Here is a 17,917-nt window from a genome sequence, read left to right as displayed (position 1 = left end):
GGAGCATGACATTGTCGATCACGGTTGGCCGAGGGAGCAGGCTGACGGTTTGCAGGATCCAGACGACCTCGGTGCCCAGCAGGGCCGGGGCATCGTGTCGGCTCGCCTCCCTGGCCGAGCACGTCAGTGTTGGGGCAGGTGGCAACGGCGCGGACTGATGAAGTCCGCCTGACGGCTTACCGGGTGCCAAAGGGAGTAGTCCCGCGAGCGAGCCGAGCACTACTCGTCGATCTACGCCGTCCCGGCTACCCCTCACCATCATGAACGGGCACCTGGCTCTTCGCCCGGCCCAGGCTGTCCTGCCCAGCAAGGATCCGAAACAGCAGCCAGGAGAAAACAACGACGGCCAGGAGTGTGACGTGCACGGCCGGGCTTGACCCACCCCATTGGATCCAGCCCAACCATCCGGGCTGCACCCCCAGGTTGAGCTCGTGCTCGATCGCGTTAGGGATGAGGTACGACCACACGATCAGCGTCGATACGACGACCAAGAACACGACAGCGAACGACCAGCGCAGGGCCTGCGAGCCACGAGCGATGATGCCGACCACGGAGACCAGCGCAAGCACGTTGATCGACGCCAGTGCGCTTATCTGCAGGACCGGGGTTTCGGGAGACTTCACGCCAACGAGAGTATTGTCCAGCCCGTATACCCCCCCTTGGGACAGTCCCATGATCTGAATCTCGAAAAATCCAGTAGCGAGCACCAGGATGATAGCCACTGCGCCTCCTGCAGCAGCGCTGAAAACAGTTTTCAAGAAAGCTCGGTAACGTACCGTCACAACAACCTCTGCCTTCTTCGCCGAACTAATAGACTACCCAGCACGATATCTCCGCCGAACCGCCAGTGTTGTCAATGGTCCAGCGGCAACGACTACGGGCATCATAAGCGCGGTCGTGGCTTACCCTAGCGGGCACCGCACCGGCACTGGTCGCCGAGGCCACTGACGTAAATCCTGGGGCCGGGTAGTACGTTTCGATACGGATATTGCCGACCCCGATGCCCAGTTCGGCTATGCCGCCCGTGATGCTCGGTCGCTGCCCAGAATCGCGATTCAGACCAGCCGGAGTGTCAATCGAATGCGCATATTGGAAAGTCGCAGCATTTGCCACCGGCATGCCTACGGCGAAGGTTCCTAGTATGAACGAGAATATTCCAAAAACCGCTACGGAAACCCTTCCTGCTGAGGAACGTCCCTGCATATTAGCCCGCACCTAGCTCACCCTTCACGTGGGATCGGTGTGAATGAGAACAACTCACCACTATCCAACGGCAGGTCGGTCGACTCAAGCGTCCCCCTGTGCTCCGGTGGAACAATTATGAGATTTGCAATTCTACTCTCCGCCGCTGGGCCCAGAGGTTCCTCGCCGATGCTAAATTCCTGCACATCTACGTTGTCCGGTACGAGGTACGCCTCTACCGCTCTATACGGGTCGTCATCCCCCTCTGAAGCCGTCAAACCGAGGCCACTCTGATGAAATTGCGGCAGGGATGCACATGCTGATGCCGCGACTTCAACCCCACCCGGAATATGCACAAAAAGGCAGATGTCATCGCTAGAAGTCTGCCCAATCCAGTAGGACCCGATTTCATCACTTTCCACCAACCGAACCGAGTCAGGAATGATGTCGCCCAGTTCATCCAACCGAACCGGTTCCGGAGGAGCATCACTTGCCGACTGAGGCAGCGACAACGCTTCCGCAACATCATCGATCACGCGTACCGAGTCGTCCGCTCCAGACGCTGGTACGGCAATGGCGGTCGCAGCCAGCCCGACGACACCAGCGACAGCCAGTCCATTCTTGTGTCTCACGACGGTCCCCTTCTTCGAAGTGCATTTGGTCAAGTCTTAGTTCCTAGTAGCGCACGTCAATGCCAGATTGCCAATATCCCCAGAGGCGTACGGCCAAGTCCAGGAACAATTCTGTCGCGCATACGCAACCGACGCGTGCGTCATCCGGTGCGGGTATCCGTCACCGGAGCTCCTAGCAACCACGGAGTATCCGGGATGATCGTAATAGGTAGTGATATGCGTAACCGTTGGACTGCCGACGTCAAACACGGCAGTCTCGGCAGTTCCACCGCTAATAGTGGGGCGAGCCGGCGAGACTCGCACGGTATCCTGCGGCGTCGCGATTGCGTTGGCGTAGTACTGGTAAGTCGCAGCCTGTGCTACCGGAGCGACAGCCATTGCTAGCACGAAAAGGACGATCAGCAAAGGGCCAAATGCTCGACGCTTCTTTGCTCGACCCGCACTAACTGGCCGAGCAAACACATCCCCGGCGGGATTGCCGTCCAACTCCGTGATAATTCTCGTGAGTCCGCGATCTCTATCGTTCGGCATGTTCGTCCCCCTCGGCGCTGCCGTGTCATGAAGACTACCGGGCCAAGCTCACCGCATCCATGCGGCACCCGACCACAGTGGCGGGTCGCAACGCTGCGGAAAGCCGATCTCATGACGTAGTCATGTCACCGTACCGATAGCAGTTACTGCGGTCAATGGGGTCCTCTGCACGGATGGGGGAAGTCTGATCTGTGGTGCCGGGCAGTGCCGCTGGAAGAATGTCCATCGCGCCTAGACCTCATCCCAAGGAGTTCGGGGTAGTGTGCAGAGGAGTTTGATCGCCCGGCGTGTCCGTACCGGTGTGCACGGTGAGTTGGTTATTCCATAGTCCTGTGCACGACGACGAAGCGGTCGATGAGGTCCGGCTTCCTGAGCGTGGTCTGTTGACCGTCCCCGATGAGGTGTGGGCAGTTGCGGTGCGCCGGGCGGAGGTGATCGGGCGGTTAACCGAGGCCGGGACGGCCGGTGAGGAGACGGTGGAGGCGGCTGCCGAGCAACTGGGCATCTCGCGCCGTCAGGTCTAGGTCTAGCTGCGTCGGTGGCGCGAGGGGCAAGGCGTGGTCTCCGATCTGATCCCGGGGCGCTCCAGCGGTGGCCGCGGTGGACCACCCTCACCGCACTGACCCGCAGCGGGGCGACCTTCCAACGCATTCGCGATGACCTGATCGTCCTCGGCATCCGGACGACCCGCCTCCGACGGACGCTGGCGGAGCAGCGTGCACGGCAGACGCCGGCGGGGCCGGAAACGACTGCCACATCTTGAGCGGCCCCCGGAGACGGTGGGGTCCCGGGCGGTGGGTTCAGCCCTCGGTGACGGCAGTGGGGTGAAGACCGCCGGCACGCTGAATAGCCCGGTAGACGGTGGAGCGGCCGACGTTAAACAGTTCGGCCAGTTCGCTTGTGGTGTACTCGCCGGCACGCGCCAAGGAGACCAAGTGTGCTTCCTGACGGGCTGTGAGCTTGGGCTTCTTGCCTCGCAGCCGGCCCTTGGCCTTCGCCACCGCCATGCCCTCGCGGGTGCGGGCACGGATCAAGTCGGCCTCGAACTCGGCCACCATTGCCAAGACGTTGAACAGCAGCCGACCGACGGGATCGGTCGGGTCGTGCACAGAGGCGCCGAGCTGTAGGCGGACACCGCGGGCGGTCAGTTCGGCGACGATGTCACGAGCGTCAGGGACGGAGCGGGCAAGCCGGTCGAGCTTGGTCACCACGAGGGTGTCGCCAGACCGGCATGCAGCCAGGGCCTCACGCAGACCCGGCCTTGCTCGCGTGGTGCCGGTCAGGCCATGGTCGACGTAGATACGATCGGCCGGCACGCCGAGGGCTCCCAGGCCGGTGCGCTGGGCCGTGAGGCCCTGTTCGTTGGTGGAGACGCGGGCGTAGCCGATCTTGAGAGTTCACTCACCCCTCCAGTGTCACCGGTTAGCGTCCCTTCACCGGGCGTTTTCTTGGGCGGGTCTTACGGGATGACGCCGGCCAAGCGGGGACTGAGGCCGGCTGTCACCGCAATTCGTCCCGGTGAAGGCCTTGCGGCGATGCCCGCGTGGCTCAGCCCTTCGGGGGGTGGGGGTCGTTGCCGTACGAGTTGCGCTCTCCGATCGTGCCGTCCTTCTTGTGAACCAGGTGCTCGACGTGATCCTTCTTCGCCGTCGCGCGGCCCGCTGCCTGCGCCTCAGCCTTCGTGTCGTGCGTGCTTGAGGCGCGCTTTGCACCCTCACGACGGTTTGCCCACCCATCGTCGGTCGGCACCGTGTGAATGTTCTTCTTGTCGGCCATCGCAGTTCCCCTTTCGGTCCCTCGGTGAGGGAGCCACAGGCCGTCATCATCTCAGTTTACGGCGGATTTGCTGGGGATCGGCTTGCGGAACCGAAGCCATCGCTGGCCGCCACCGAGCGTCGACGAAACCCCGCCATTTAACGGCGAAAGTCACAGCGGTCATCCGCGCAGACGGTCCTCTCACGTCCGCACCTGGGACGACGGGTGCGGTCATCCGCCCCGACCTGCGATGCTGCCGGGGCCCACCGGGCGCTCCGCCCGGTCGATGAAGGAGAAGCGATGACCGCCGTACCGTTCGAACGCCGCTCACCCGTGCTGGCCGACCTGCTCCCGGGTGCGCGTGTCCGGGACGTCGCACTGGTGCTCGCCGGTACCGCGTTCGTCACGGTGGCCGGCTGGATCGCCGTACCGCTCCCGTTCACGCCCGTGCCGGTCTCCCTCGCCACGTTCGCGGTCCTGGTCACGGGTGCCGCCCTGGGCCCGATGCGGGCTGCGGCGAGCATCGTCCTGTACGTGGTCGCGGGGACGCTGGGCGCTCCAATGTTCGCCGAGTTCGGGTCGGGCTGGGCGTCCGCGTCGTACGGCTACGTGCTCGGCTACCTCGTGGCCGCGGTGCTCGTCGGCGCGCTCGCACGGCGCCGGGCCGACCGCTCGGTCGTCGGGACAGCGGGCCTCGCCGTCGCCTCGACGGTGACCATCTACGCCGTCGGCGTGCCGTGGCTCATGACCTTCCTCGACGTCGACCTCGCCACCGGACTCAGCCTCGGTGTCGTGCCCTTCCTCGTCGGCGACGTCATCAAGGCCGCGGCCGCCGCGCTCGTGCTGCCGGGAGCCTGGACGCTCGTGCGTCGCGTACGTCGGTAGGCCAGTGGCCGCCGCGCTCGTGCTGCCGGGAGCCTGGACGCTCGTGCGTCACGTGCGTCGGTAGCTCCGCGGTCACGCAGCCGATGGTGACGGCGCTGCGCCGGGTGTGGCGCCTGTTTCGCTCACCATGCGTCGCACCACCGGCCGTGACGACGCCGCGCCGGCAGGTGCAGTCAGGCGCCGTCTGCGCCTTCGACGCCCTCGATGCCCTCGGCCTCATCGATGCCGTATCCGAAACCGGGCCGGACGCCCGAGGCCGTGATCTCCTGTCCGAACCGGTCGTGGAAGCGCCACTGACCACGGGTGCGGACGATCGTGATCTCGCGGGTGTGCACGAGGTCGTGGTGGTGCCAGCACAGCAGGACACCATGCTCGACGTCGGTCGGTCCGTTGTCCCGCATCCACTGCTGGGAGTGGTGGACCTCCCCGAACGCGGGGGGCTCGTCGCAGCCCGGGTACTGGCAGTGTCCGTCCCTGGCGTGGATGGCCCGCGTCATGTGGGCAGGGTGAATCCGTTGTTCCCGTCCGACGTCGAGGACGGTGGACTCCGGTCCGAAGATCACGCGCATGAACGACGATCCGCACGCGAGGCGGGCAAGCATCGACGGCGGGATCGGCGTGCCGTCGGCCAGCCTCGCCGGCTCCGTCCCTTGGAGGACGTCGTGATCGATCGCCGTCGATATGACGTGATCGTCCCCAGGCTCCCACGCCTGCATCCACTCGCGTGCGCGGTCGGACAGGTCGAGCTCCGACGACGCACCCGGCCCCCGGTCGAGGGGGAGTCCGAATGCATCGACCAGATTGCCGTGAGGATCGTCGAGCACGGGCGCGCCGTGATCGCCCTCCCGGCCGCCCGGGACCGGATCGGCTCCGGGAGGCCAACCGCCGGGCGGATCGGTGCCTGGTGGAGAGTCGCCGGGCGGGCCGGTGCCTGGTGGAGAGTCGCCGGGCGGATCGGTGCCTGGTGGAGAGTCGCCGGGCGGGCCGGTGCCTGGTGGAGAGTCGCCGGCCGGATCGAGCCCGGCCGACATGCCGGCGCTCGGGCCCGCATCCGGGTTGTCATGTTCGAGCGGGCGATCGTCGACGCATCGGGGACCACCAGGCGCGGTCAGGGTCGTGCCGGCGGCGACGCCCGAGATGATCCGGTTCGGCGGGAGCCGACGAGCGACCTCGCGGCTGGCGTTGAGCCCGGTCCTCGCGGCCCATCCTGCCGTGGCCGCCTCCGGCGGGATCACCGAGCCGGTCGCCGCAGCCAGCGCCTGCATCGTCTCCAGGCTCACCGTGACGGTGATGTGCGGACGCACCTTCGCGCCCGCCTGCTGCAGCCCGGCATCGAGCGACTGGTGCGCGAGTGCGACAAGAGCACCGGCGCGGCGCTGAGCGGACGTGCGGTCGTCGTCCGCACCCTTGCGGCCCGCGTGCGCCGCGAGAGCGGTCGTCACGACCTGTCCGGAGAGCTCGTCCAACCACCCCGCCACGTGGTAGCCGTCAGTGGTGGGGCTGATCGTCAGCTCCTCGCGCGCATCGGCGTCCCGCCATGCCTTGCCCGCTCCTTCGGGATCGGCGCGCACCTTCCAGGCGGCGACGAGCTTCGCAAAGTCCTGGGCGTGCATGAGCTCAGCCTGCTCGACGAGGTACTCCTCCCCCGGCTCGCCGTAGGTGAGCTGGTGGCGCAGCGTCGAGGTCGACTGGGTCTCCCGGACGAGGATCGCGGCGTGCTCCGCACTGATGCGCCCGGCCGCGAGCGACGCCCGCGCACGCGGAAGGTGGTCCCGGAGCACCCGGGCCTGCCGCACCCGCCGGCCGGACTCCGCGGCGTTCGTCCCCGTCCGGTCCCGCAGCCACACCTTGAACGTGCGCTGCCCGTCCAGCGCCCACATCCCGTCGGACTCCACCTTGGCGGTCACCGCCGCCCGGGCAGCGACAACTCCACGCTCGACCTGTTCGACCAGATCAAGTGCCGACATCGCTTCGGCCTGATTCAGGTCCTGCCATCGGGCGCCCGCCAACTCGTCGACCAGAGCGGCCAGCTCCTCGAGGACCGCCCGTGGCCCGCCCCCTGCTGCGCCGTCCGGCGCATCGGCCGCGACCGGCGCCTCGTGCATCTGCCGTTCGTCGTCGGAAGGGACCGAGCCGGGCACTGCCACGTAGGTCGGAGGCTCGTCGAGTCGTGCCACGCGACCGGGCCCACCGGTCCGCTCGACGCCCGCTACTGAGCCGGGTCCGAGCTCGTCCTCGGGGGACGCCGACGGAGGCTCCCCCACTGCCGGGTATCCGTGAGTGGGATCTCCACCGGCCGGGCCTCGGTGCGCAGCGCAATCCGCCGAGCGGTCTCCCGCTGCCATCGCGGCACGTTCGGCGAGCCAGGCCTCGATCTGCGCCGACAGGACACGCTCGAGCACGGAGGATGCAGAGTCCGGCACCGCGCCGTCGGCCGTCGTCGTGCCTCCGTGCACTGCCCCCACCCCCTCGTCCTGACCTACCAAATCATACTCGAACATATGTTCGAGCGCAAGAGGTGTTGCGTCGCGCATGAAGAAGCGTCGGGCCGCGAGCGGCCGGCGATGCGCGAGCGAGGCTCCACCGGAACGAGCACGCGACCACACGCCCACGCAACCACCCACACGCCCCACATCCACCACCTCCCCCGTCAGCCCCACCCGGGGCACCGGCACCGCCTTCCACGGCGGACCCACCCCTGTGAGCATCCGCGCATCGGCGGGGGGTTCCCGCGCCCCTGATCCCCGGACATGCCACTCTTGAGCCCATGCAGCACTGGCCAGGCCACCCTTATCCCCTCGGGGCCACGTTCGACGGCGCCGGCACCAACTTCGCCCTCTTCTCGACGGTCGCCGACCGGGTCGAGCTCTGCCTCGTCGACGACGACAACTCCGAGGTCCGCGTCGACCTGACGGAGGTCGACGCGCACGTCTGGCACGGCTACTTCCCCGGCGTCCGCCCCGGTCAGCGCTACGGCTTCCGCGTGCACGGCCCCTGGGAACCCTCCCGCGGCCTGCGCTGCGACCCGACCAAGCTCCTCCTCGACCCCTACGCCAAGGCGGTGGACGGGCAGATCGACGGCCACCAGTCGCTCTTCTCCTACGACTTCGCCGACCCGAGCCGGTTCGCCCCGCAGGACTCGCTGGGCCACACGATGGTCTCGGTCGTCGTCAACCCGTTCTTCGACTGGGGCAACGACCGTCCGCCGGGCCACGAGTACCACGACTCGGTCATCTACGAGACGCACGTCGCAGGACTCACGCGCCTGCACCCCGACGTCCCCGAGGAGCAGCGCGGCACCTACGCCGGCCTCGCCCACCCCTCGATCATCGAGCACCTCACCTCGCTCGGCGTGACGGCGGTCGAGCTCATGCCGGTCCACCAGTTCGTCCAGGACCCCCACCTGGTCGAGCGCGGGCTGTCCAACTACTGGGGCTACAACACGATCGGGTTCTTCGCCCCGCACAACGCCTACTCCTCGCAGGGCAGCCGGGGCGAGCAGGTCGACGAGTTCCGGACCCTCGTCAAGGCGATGCACGAGGCGAACATCGAGGTCATCCTCGACGTCGTCTACAACCACACCGCCGAGGGAAACCACATGGGCCCGACCCTCAGCTTCCGCGGCATCGACAACCCGCAGTACTACCGGCTGGTCCACGGCGACGAGGCGCACTACTTCGACACGACCGGCACGGGCAACTCGCTGTACATGCGCAGCCCGCACACGCTCCAGCTGATCATGGACTCGCTGCGGTACTGGGTCCAGGAGATGCACGTCGACGGGTTCCGGTTCGACCTCGCCTCGACGCTGGCCCGCGAGCTTCACGAGGTCGACAAGCTCTCCTCGTTCTTCGACATCATCCAGCAGGACCCGATCATCTCCCAGGCCAAGCTCATCGCCGAGCCGTGGGACGTGGGCGAGGGCGGCTACCAGGTCGGCGGTTTCCCGCCCCTGTGGACCGAGTGGAACGGCAAGTACCGGGACACGGTGCGCGACTACTGGCGCGGCGAGCCCGGCACCCTCGGCGACCTCGCCTACCGGCTGTCCGGCTCGTCGGACCTCTACGAGCACTCCGGCCGCCGCCCCGTGGCGTCGATCAACTTCGTCACCGCGCACGACGGCTTCACGATGCGCGACCTCGTCAGCTACCACGAGAAGCGCAACGAGGCCAACGGCGAGGACAACCGCGACGGCGAGTCGCACAACCGGTCGTGGAACTGCGGGGTCGAGGGACCGACCGACGACCCTGCCGTCAACGCCCTGCGCGCCCGCCAGCAGCGGAACATGCTCACTACCCTGCTGCTCAGCCAGGGCGTGCCCATGATCTCCCACGGCGACGAGATCGGCCGCACCCAGGGCGGCAACAACAACGTCTACTGCCAGGACAACGAGACGTCCTGGGTGGACTGGGACCTCGACGACGACGCACAGCATCTCCTCGGGTTCACCCGCGAGCTCGTCGAGTTCCGCCTCGAGCACCCGGTGCTGCGCCGCCGCCGCTTCCTCACCGGCGAGCCGCTCGCCGAGTCGCCCGACGGCCTGCCCGACCTCGCCTGGTTCGCCCCCGACGGCGCGCCGATGGCGGACCACGAGTGGGGCGGCGACAACAAGACGATCGTCTGCTTCTTCAACGGCGAGGCCATCGCCGAGCCCGACTCGCGCGGCGAGCGCATCGTCGACGACTCGCTCCTCATCGTCCTCAACGCCTCTCACGAGGACGCCCTCGTCACGCTGCCGCTCGCGGAGTGGGGGCCGACCTGGACGGTCGCGCTCGACTCCGCCGGGGAGCGCGCGCAGCTCGGCGAGCTCGTGGCCGGGTCCCAGATCACCGTCGTCGCCCGGTCGACGCTCGTGCTCCTCAGCCCGCAGGGCTCGCGCGAGGCGGCCCCGGCCGACGGCGTGGCACGCACCGTCACCGGTCGCATCCCGACCTCCCCGGCCTGGGCGGGCGGGCGCCGACAGACGGCGGTCACCGCCGACGAGCCCGACGACGCCGCCCTGCCCGACCCGGAGGAGCTGGCCGCCGACACCCCCGAGTGACCCGCGGGCACGTCCGCCCCGGGCCGGCCAGCACGTCCGCCCCGGATCGGCCAGCACGTCCGCCCCCGAGCGGGCAGACTGGGGTGACCGTCGACGACCCGGAGGACCCACGTGAGACCGGACATCGAGTCCACCGACAGCACGGCCGTCAGCACCACGGCCGTCAGCACCTCGGCCACCAGCAGCGCGACACCGGACGGGACGGGCACGAGCACCACGGCCGACGACGACGCCCGGGCCGCGAGCATCGGGCACCTTCCCGGGCCCGGCCGCCGCACCCCGGTGAGCACCTACCGGCTCCAGCTCGGCGCCGACCTCACGTTCGACGACGTCGCCGCGCAGCTGGGCAACCTCGACACCCTCGGCGTCACCGACCTCTACCTCTCCCCCGTCCTCACGGCGGCACCGGGCTCGACCCACGGGTACGACGTCGTCGACCACACGACGATCTCCGCCACCCTCGGCGGTCGCGACGGCCTCGAGCGCCTCGCGGCGGCGGCGCACGAGCGCGGGATGGGCGTCGTCGTCGACCTCGTGCCCAACCACATGGCGGTGCCGACCCCCGTCTGGCACAACCGCGCGCTGTGGTCGGTCCTCACGCACGGTCCGGACTCCCCCTACGCGTCGTGGTTCGACGTCGACCTGTCCGAGGGCGGGGACGGCGTCCTCATGCCCGTGCTCGGCCGGCGGATCGGCGCGGCGCTCGCCGACGGGGAGATCGAGCTGACCACCGCCGTCGTCCCGGGCCAGGAGGAGGCGGGCGAGCAGCACGTCCTCACCTACTACGACCACGTGCTCCCGGTGCGGGCCGGCACCGAGCAGCTCCCGCTCGCCGACCTGCTCGACCGACAGTTCTACCGGCTGGCATACTGGAAGGTCGCCGACGAGGAGCTCAACTACCGGCGATTCTTCGACGTCGGGTCGCTCGCCGCCATCCGGGTCGAGGACGACGACGTGTTCGACGCGACCCACGCGCTCCTCCTCGAGCTCCTCGACGGCGGGGTGATCGACGCCCTGCGGGTCGACCACCCGGACGGCCTCGCCGACCCGCGCGGTTACTTCCGGCGGCTGCACGAGGCCACCGGCGGCGCCTGGGTCGTGGCCGAGAAGATCCTCGAGCACGACGAGGAGCTGCCCGGCGACTGGCCGGTGGCGGGCACGACCGGCTACGACGCGGCGTGGCGCCTGCACGGCATCCAGATCGACCCGTCCGGCCTGGTGACCGCGGGCGCCCTCATGCAGCAGATCGCCGGCGACTCCCCCGGCGACTACGACGCCGTCCGTGACGAGGCGAAGCACCAGATCGTCGACGGCTCCCTCTACGCCGAGGTCCACCGCCTCGCCACCCTGCTCTCCGACGTCTGCGACGACGACGTACGCCTGCGTGACCACTCGTTCCGCCCGCTGCTCGACTGCACGCGCGAGCTCGTCGTCGCGCTGCACCGCTACCGCGCCTACGTCGTCCCCGGCGAGGTCGCGCCCCCGGAGTCCGTCGAGCTCGTCGAGGACGCCGCCGCGGCCGCCCGGGAGCGCCTGGACGCGGATCGTCACGAGACCCTCGACGTCGTCGTCGACCTGGTCCTCGGCCGCGAGGTCGGGTCCGCCGGCCGGACCCGGGAGGCGCGCCGCGACGAGATCGTCGTGCGGTTCCAGCAGGTCTGCGGCGCGGTGACGGCCAAGGGCGTCGAGGACACGACCTACTACCGCTGGACGCACCTCCTCTCCCTCAACGAGGTCGGCGGCGCCCCGCACCTGCCCGCGCTCTCCGTGGACGAGCTGCACGCCTGGGCCGGCCGCGCGCAGATGTTCTGGCCCGCCACGATGACGAACGGCTCGACCCACGACACGAAGCGGAGCGAGGACGTCCGCGCCCGCATCGGGCTGATCTCCGAGCACGCCGAGGCGTGGCGCACGCTCGTCACCCACCTGCGCGAGGTCACCGCCGAGCACCGCCCGCCGAACCTCGACGGCCGCACGGAGAACCTCGTGTGGCAGACGCTGGCCGGCACGTGGGGCCCCGAGGGACCGATCGCGGACGAGCGGCTCACCGACTACCTCCTCAAGGCCGTCCGCGAGCAGAAGACGTGGACCACGTGGACGGACCAGGACACGGCGGGCGAGGAGGCGCTCGTCGCCTGGGTGACCTCGGCGACCGGCGACTCCACCGTCCGCGAGGCGTTCGCCGGATGGGTCGAGACCACCGCCCACTCGCTGCGCACGTCGGTGCTGGCGACCAAGGCGCTCCAGCTCACCCTCCTCGGCGTGGCCGACGTGTACCAGGGCTCCGAGCTCCTCACGGACTCCCTCGTGGACCCCGACAACCGCCGGCCGGTCGACCACGACGCGATCGCCGCCACGCTCGCCGAGCTCGACGCGGGCCGTGCCCCGGTGGGCCTCGGCGAGGAGAAGCTCGCCCTCACGGCGGCGGTGCTCCGGCTGCGCCGGCGCGTCCCCGAGGCGTTCGTCGGACCGCGGTCGGGCTACGCCCCGCTTCCGACGACGACGCAGCACGCGGTGGCGCTGACCCGCACGCTCGACGGCGAACCCCGGGCCGTCACGGTGGCCACCCGCCTGACCGAGGGCCTGCGCGCGCTCGGCGGGTTCCGCGAGCACACCGTGGTCCTGCCCGACGGGACATGGACCGACGTCCTGTCCGGTGCCCGCTACGAGGGCGGTTCCGTCCTGCTCGCCGATCTTCTCGCCGACCGTCCCGTCGCCGTCCTGGAGGCCTCCGCGTGACCGCCGACCGCTCGTCCCACCGCTCCGCCGGCAGCACCGCCGGCGCCGGCACCACCGCCGACGCCGCTCCAGCCGCGCTCCCCCCGCTCGGCGACCGCGACGCTGCCACCGACGCCCTCGTGCGCCACCCGCTCGTCCCGGCGGTGTGGTCGCCGGACGCGAGCGCGATCGAGCTGGTCGTCGAGGGTGGAGGTGCCGACCACCGGCCCGGCGCGACCACGACCTCCGACGACGACACCCCCGCGCGCACCGCTCTCACCCGCCGCTCCGGCGGCTGGTGGACCACGGACGCCCCGCTCCCGGCCGGCACGGACTATCGGTTCGCGCGCGACGGCGGCGACCCGGTCCCCGACCCCCGCTCCGCCCACCAGCCGGACGGCGTGCACGGCCCGTCCCGCCTGTTCGACCCGTCCGCCTTCACGTGGACGGACGCCGGGTTCGCCGGGGTCCCGCTGCCCGGGTCGGTGATCTACGAGCTGCACGTCGGCACCTTCACCCCCGAGGGCACGCTCGACGCCGCGACCGCCCACCTCGCCGAGCTGGTGGACCTCGGCGTGACGATGGTCGAGCTCATGCCGCTCGCGGCCTTCCCTGGCACGCACGGCTGGGGCTACGACGGGGTCGGGCTGTACGCCGTCCAGGACTCCTACGGCGGGCCGGCGGCGCTCCAGCGCTTCGTCGACGCGGCGCACGGGCTCGGTCTCGGCGTGTGCCTCGACGTCGTCTACAACCACCTCGGTCCCGACGGCAACTACCTCGGCGTGTTCGCCGACTACGTGACCGACCGGCACGAGACGCCCTGGGGCTCGGGCCCCGACCTCGACGGCGAGCACTCGGCCGAGGTGCGCGCCTTCTTCCTCGAGAACGCGCTGCGCTGGCTCGACGACTTCCACGTCGACGCCCTGCGCCTCGACGCCGTCCACGCGATCGCGGACTCCTCGGAGCACCACCTCCTGGCCGAGCTGGCCGACCGGACGCACGCCCTCGGGAGGGACCTCGGCCTGCCACGCACGCTCGTGGCGGAGTCCGACCTCAACGACGACTCGATGGTCACCCCGACCGCCGAGGGCGGCCGCGGCATGGACGCGCAGTGGGTGGACGACGTCCACCACGCCCTCCACGCGTGGCTCACCGGCGAGCGCGACGGCTACTACGTCGACTTCGGCGAGGGGGCGACGCTCGCCCACGCGCTCACGCGCGTGTTCGTGCACGACGGCGGGTGGTCGACCTTCCGTGAGCAGGACTGGGGCCGCCCGGTGGCGGACGACGTCGACGGCCACCGGTTCGTCGTCTTCTCCCAGGACCACGACCAGGTCGGCAACCGCGCCGTCGGCGACCGGCCGAGCGAGGCGCTGCCCGACGGCGCTCTCGCGATCTCCGCGGCCCTCGTCCTGCTCTCCCCCTACACGCCGATGCTGTTCATGGGCGAGGAGTGGGGCTCGCGTGCCCCGTTCCAGTTCTTCACCGACCACGTGGACCCGGACCTCGGCCGCGCGGTGAGCGAGGGCCGGCGCGCCGAGTTCGCCCGCCACGGGTGGGGCGCCGACGGCTCCGAGCCCGAGGTGCCGGACCCGCAGGACCCGGCCACGAGGGACGCCTCCGTCCTCGACCGCGCCGAGGCCGGCACCGAGCGCGGCCGCCGCATGCGCGCCTTCTACACGGCCGCCGCCGCGCTGCGCCGCGCCGAGCCGGACCTCGCCTCGGGCGACCGCACGGCGACCGCCGTCGAGACCGACGACGACGCCGGCTGGCTCCGCATGACGCGCGGCCGCATCGCGGTCGTCGCGGTCACGGCCGACGCGCAGGTGACGGTGCCGTTCGACGGGACGGCGTCGACCATCGCTGACGACTCCGGGGCCACGAGCGACGACGCGGCGACCACCGGCGCCGACAGCCCGGCCGCCGAGCTCCTGCTCGCGTGGGACCCGGACTCGACGAGCGTGGCGGACGGCGGCGTGACGATCGCGGGCCCAGGCGTCGCTGTCGTGCGGGTCCGCTGAGGCGACGCGGCCCGCACGGGTCGGGCCGTTCGTCGTCGTCGGGCGGGAGTGGCGGGCCCGTCCCCTCTCCAGGCTTCCCTCGTCCTCGTCAGTAGTAGACGGCGAGCCTGCCGTCCGGGCCGTCGATGACGCGCACGGGGGTGTCGAAGACGCGGGTGAGGACCTCGTCGGTCATGATCTCCTCGGACGGGCCGAAGTCGCAGACCGTGCCGTCCTTCATCGCGCAGATGTGGTCGGCGTACTTCCCGGCGAAGTTGATGTCGTGCAGCACGATGACGACCGTGCGGCCCAGCTCGGTCGCCGCCCGGCGCAGGTGCTTCATCATCTGCACCGAGTGCTTCATGTCGAGGTTGTTGAGCGGTTCGTCGAGGAGCACGTACTCCGTGTCCTGCGCGAGGACCATCGCCACGTAAGCGCGCTGGCGCTGCCCGCCGGAGAGCTGGTCGAGGTAGCGGCCCTCGAGGTCCCCGAGCTGGAGGAAGTCGATGGCCTGGCTGACGAGCTCCTCGTCCTTCGTCGTCAGGCGCCCCTGCGTGTAGGGGAAGCGGCCGAACCCCACGAGCTGGCGCACCGTGAGCCGCGTGATGAAGTGGTTCTCCTGACGCAGCACCGACACGATCTTCGCGAGGTCGCGGGACTTCGTGCTCGCCACGTCGTAGCCAGCGATCTCGATGGCGCCGGAGTCCATGCCGAGCAGACGGCCGATCATCGTCAGCGTCGTCGACTTGCCGGCACCGTTGGGGCCGACGAGAGCGGTGACGCCGCAGGCGGGGATCGTCAGGGAGACCGGTCCGATCGTCACCTCGGAGCTGTACTCCTTGCGGACGTCGTCGAGCGTGATCACAGGCGGCCCTTTCGCAGGATGACGACGAGGAAGACGATGCCGCCGACGAACTCGATGAGGATCGAGACGACGCCCGCGGCCGAGAAGATGTTGCGCATGACGAAGTAGGCGCCGGACAGGACGACGAAGCCGGTGAGTCCCGCCATCGGCAGCGTGTACCGGTGGTCATGGGTGCCGGAGAACTGGTAGGCGAGCGTCGCCACAAGGAAGCCGAGGAACGTCATCCGGCCGATCATCGCGGTGGAGACGGCCATGAGGATCGAGACGAGGAAGAGCACCTTGATGATCTCGGCCCGGTGGTTGACGCCGAGTCCCATGCTGATGTCGCGGCCGAGCGCGACGACGTTGAGCCGTCGGGACCGCAGGAGGATGCCGATCGTGCCGACCAGGCAGAGCGGGATCGCGAGCGGGAGGTAGCTCTCGTCGGCATTGGTCACGGAGCCGAACAGGCGCGCCGTGAGCACGTCGAACTCGCTGGGGGTCAGCAGGCGCTGCATGAAGGTCGACACCGACCCGAGGCCGGCCCCAATGATGATGCCGACGAGCAGCATGACCTGCAGGTTCGCGTACCTCCCCGACAGCAGCCAGCCGTAGAGGAACATCGCGAACAGCACCATGAGCGCGACCTGGAGGGCGAACTGGGGAACGCCCTGGACCGCGACGACGCCGGCCACGCCGAGGAAGTACACCGCCGAGGTCTGCACGGCGACGTAGAGGGACTCGAAACCCATGATCGACGGCGTGATGATGCGGTTGTTCGTCACCGTCTGGAACGCGACGGTCGCCACCGCCTGGCACGTGGCCACGAGCGCCATGACGACGACGTCGGTGGCGCGCATCTTCGCGATGATCCAGAACCGGTCGTCGGAGATCGGGATCGGGTTGTCGTAGGCCAGCAGGCCGAAGCCGAAGCCGAGCGACAGGACGATCATCAGCGACAGCACGAGCCAGTACCGCATCCGCTGGCGGCCCGTCTGGAACGCGCCGGCCCTCCGCGGGGTGGTGCGGGCGGCGCTGCTCGCGGATCCGGGCGCGGCCGACGGCGCTGACGCGTCCACGGTCGGGCGTGCGGTGCGGTGCGCCGTCGAGTCGGTCATCACGTCGTCCTTCCCGGTCGCGGGGGCGGTCGCGCCGGGGGTCGCGGTGCCGGGGGTCGTCGTCGCCTCAGCCACGGCGACGCTGCCTCAGGAGGAGCGCGATGAACGCGATCGAGCCGACCACACCGAGCACGAGCGAGACCGGCACCTCGAACGGGGAGATGATCGTCCGGCCGATGAGGTCGCACACGGTGACCACGCCGATGCCGAGCAGGCACACCCACGGCAGGTTGGAGCGCAGGTCGTCCCCCCGGATCATCGAGACGATGTTGGGGACGATGAGCCCGAGGAAGGGCAGGTTCCCGACGACGACGGTCACCACCCCGGTGGCGATCGCGACGAGGGTGGTGCCGAGCAGGATGATCCGGTTGTAGTTGAGCCCCACGCTCGTCGAGATCTCCTCGCCGAGGCCGGCCACAGTGAAGCGGTCGGCCACGACGAACACGGCGACGCCGACGAGCGCGACGATCCACAGCAGCTCGTACTGGCCGCGCAGCACCGAGGTGAAGCTCCCGGCGAACCACACGCCGAGGTTCTGCAGCATGTCGGTCGTCAGCGCGACGAAGGTGGAGACGGCACCGATGACCGCGCCGAGCATGATCCCGACGATCGGGACGATGAGGGAGGTCGTGAGCGAGACGCGCCGCAGGAAGAGGAAGAAGATCATCGTGCCGACGAACGCGAAGATGACGGCCCCGGTCATCCGACCGAGGATGCTCGCGCCGGGGAACAGGATCATCACGGTCAGCAGGCCGAGGCCGGCCCATTCCGTGGTTCCCGTGGTCGTCGGCTCGACGAACCGGTTCTGGGTGAGCAGCTGCATGATGAGCCCGCACATGGCCATCGCGGCGCCCGAGAGGACGAGCGCGATCGTCCGGGGCACGCGGGTGATGGCGAACATGTCGACGTCCGTCGGGTTGTCGCCGAAGATGTCGTACTCCCCCGTGAGCAGCGAGGCGACGAGCAGGAGCGCGACGACGACGATCCCGACGACGAGCGAGCGGTCGACGAGCCTCCCCCTCGTTCGCGCTCGGGGCGCGGTGCCGGTGGTGGTCATCTCGTCTCTCGTTCCTACGGACGTGCGGCGCCGGGCGGCAGCGGCGCCGGGCACGGGTCCGGGGGGGGGGGGGGGGGGGGGGGGGGGGAAGGAGGGGGGGGGGGGGGGGGGGGGGGGAAAAAAGGGGCGAGAAAGACCCCCCACCCACCCCCCC

13 protein-coding genes are annotated in these 17,917 nt (G+C 69.7%); 5 read left to right on the top strand and 8 right to left on the bottom strand.

Annotated elements, in window-relative coordinates:
* Window positions 1-245: 245 nt before the first annotated feature.
* Window positions 246-722, bottom strand: a complete 477-nt coding sequence (locus tag ACZLMO_RS08200; protein ID WP_425713388.1) for a hypothetical protein — start codon at window positions 720-722, stop codon at window positions 246-248.
* Between the two features lie 498 nt (window positions 723-1,220).
* A complete protein-coding gene (locus ACZLMO_RS08195) occupies window positions 1,221-1,814 on the bottom strand; it encodes a hypothetical protein (protein WP_463653441.1) in 594 nt (197 codons plus the stop codon).
* A gap of 863 nt (window positions 1,815-2,677) precedes the next feature.
* Between ACZLMO_RS08195 and ACZLMO_RS08190 the strand changes: the two genes are divergently transcribed.
* The gene (locus ACZLMO_RS08190) at window positions 2,678-2,869 is read left to right on the top strand and encodes a hypothetical protein (protein WP_425713386.1); all 192 of its coding nucleotides are present in this window, start codon (window positions 2,678-2,680) and stop codon (window positions 2,867-2,869) included.
* 276 nt (window positions 2,870-3,145) lie between these two features.
* Here ACZLMO_RS08190 and ACZLMO_RS08185 read toward each other — a convergent pair whose 3' ends face one another.
* Together ACZLMO_RS08185 and ACZLMO_RS08180 are read right to left on the bottom strand one after the other, a co-directional pair.
* Complete coding sequence (locus ACZLMO_RS08185) at window positions 3,146-3,733, bottom strand: recombinase family protein (protein ID WP_425713496.1); 588 nt, start codon at window positions 3,731-3,733, stop codon at window positions 3,146-3,148.
* A 160-nt stretch (window positions 3,734-3,893) separates the two neighbouring features.
* On the bottom strand, window positions 3,894-4,121 hold the full coding sequence (locus ACZLMO_RS08180) for a DUF2188 domain-containing protein (RefSeq protein ID WP_425713385.1): 228 nt from the start codon (window positions 4,119-4,121) through the stop codon (window positions 3,894-3,896).
* 279 nt (window positions 4,122-4,400) lie between these two features.
* On the opposite strand from ACZLMO_RS08180, the gene ACZLMO_RS08175 reads away from it, so the two are divergent.
* Window positions 4,401-4,985, top strand: coding sequence for a biotin transporter BioY (locus tag ACZLMO_RS08175; RefSeq protein ID WP_425713384.1), 585 nt, complete (start codon window positions 4,401-4,403; stop codon window positions 4,983-4,985).
* Between the two features lie 173 nt (window positions 4,986-5,158).
* On the opposite strand, the gene ACZLMO_RS08170 is transcribed toward ACZLMO_RS08175, so the two are convergent.
* On the bottom strand, window positions 5,159-7,162 hold the full coding sequence (locus ACZLMO_RS08170) for an HNH endonuclease signature motif containing protein (RefSeq protein WP_463653440.1): 2,004 nt from the start codon (window positions 7,160-7,162) through the stop codon (window positions 5,159-5,161).
* Between the two features lie 590 nt (window positions 7,163-7,752).
* On the opposite strand from ACZLMO_RS08170, the gene glgX reads away from it, so the two are divergent.
* From glgX to treZ, 3 genes are all read left to right on the top strand, one after another.
* Window positions 7,753-10,026 carry a glycogen debranching protein GlgX gene (glgX, locus tag ACZLMO_RS08165; RefSeq protein ID WP_425713382.1) on the top strand — a complete coding sequence of 758 codons (2,274 nt, stop codon included), beginning with the start codon at window positions 7,753-7,755 and terminating at the stop codon, window positions 10,024-10,026.
* A gap of 246 nt (window positions 10,027-10,272) precedes the next feature.
* A complete protein-coding gene (treY, locus tag ACZLMO_RS08160; protein ID WP_463653457.1) occupies window positions 10,273-12,765 on the top strand; it encodes a malto-oligosyltrehalose synthase in 2,493 nt (830 codons plus the stop codon).
* Window positions 12,766-12,884: 119 nt separating this feature from the next.
* Entirely contained in the window at window positions 12,885-14,765 is a 1,881-nt protein-coding gene (gene treZ / locus ACZLMO_RS08155) for a malto-oligosyltrehalose trehalohydrolase (protein ID WP_463653456.1), read from the top strand.
* Between the two features lie 88 nt (window positions 14,766-14,853).
* On the opposite strand, the gene ACZLMO_RS08150 is transcribed toward treZ, so the two are convergent.
* The 3 genes from ACZLMO_RS08150 to ACZLMO_RS08140 form a co-directional block, all read right to left on the bottom strand.
* The gene (locus tag ACZLMO_RS08150) at window positions 14,854-15,609 is read right to left on the bottom strand and encodes an iron ABC transporter ATP-binding protein (protein WP_463653439.1); all 756 of its coding nucleotides are present in this window, start codon (window positions 15,607-15,609) and stop codon (window positions 14,854-14,856) included.
* Entirely contained in the window at window positions 15,606-16,706 is a 1,101-nt protein-coding gene (locus tag ACZLMO_RS08145; RefSeq protein WP_463653455.1) for an iron chelate uptake ABC transporter family permease subunit, read from the bottom strand. Before ACZLMO_RS08145 ends, ACZLMO_RS08150 begins: the two co-directional genes overlap by 4 nt.
* Window positions 16,707-16,773: 67 nt before the next feature.
* The gene (locus ACZLMO_RS08140) at window positions 16,774-17,763 is read right to left on the bottom strand and encodes an ABC transporter permease (RefSeq protein WP_463653438.1); all 990 of its coding nucleotides are present in this window, start codon (window positions 17,761-17,763) and stop codon (window positions 16,774-16,776) included.
* Between the last annotated feature and the right edge of the window lie 154 nt (window positions 17,764-17,917).

It is taken from the genome of Georgenia sp. G2120 (genome assembly GCF_055326485.1).
Note: the sequence above shows the minus strand (reverse complement) of the source record. Positions and strands in the feature narration are given on the sequence as shown.

Coding starts and splice junctions, on each gene's coding strand:
- ACZLMO_RS08180 (WP_425713385.1), bottom strand. CDS start 4,121: ATGGCCGACAAGAAGAACATTCACACGGTGCCGACCGACGATGGGTGG.
- ACZLMO_RS08175 (WP_425713384.1), top strand. CDS start 4,401: ATGACCGCCGTACCGTTCGAACGCCGCTCACCCGTGCTGGCCGACCTG.
- glgX (WP_425713382.1), top strand. CDS start 7,753: ATGCAGCACTGGCCAGGCCACCCTTATCCCCTCGGGGCCACGTTCGAC.
- ACZLMO_RS08145 (WP_463653455.1), bottom strand. CDS start 16,706: ATGACCGACTCGACGGCGCACCGCACCGCACGCCCGACCGTGGACGCG.
- ACZLMO_RS08140 (WP_463653438.1), bottom strand. CDS start 17,763: ATGACCACCACCGGCACCGCGCCCCGAGCGCGAACGAGGGGGAGGCTC.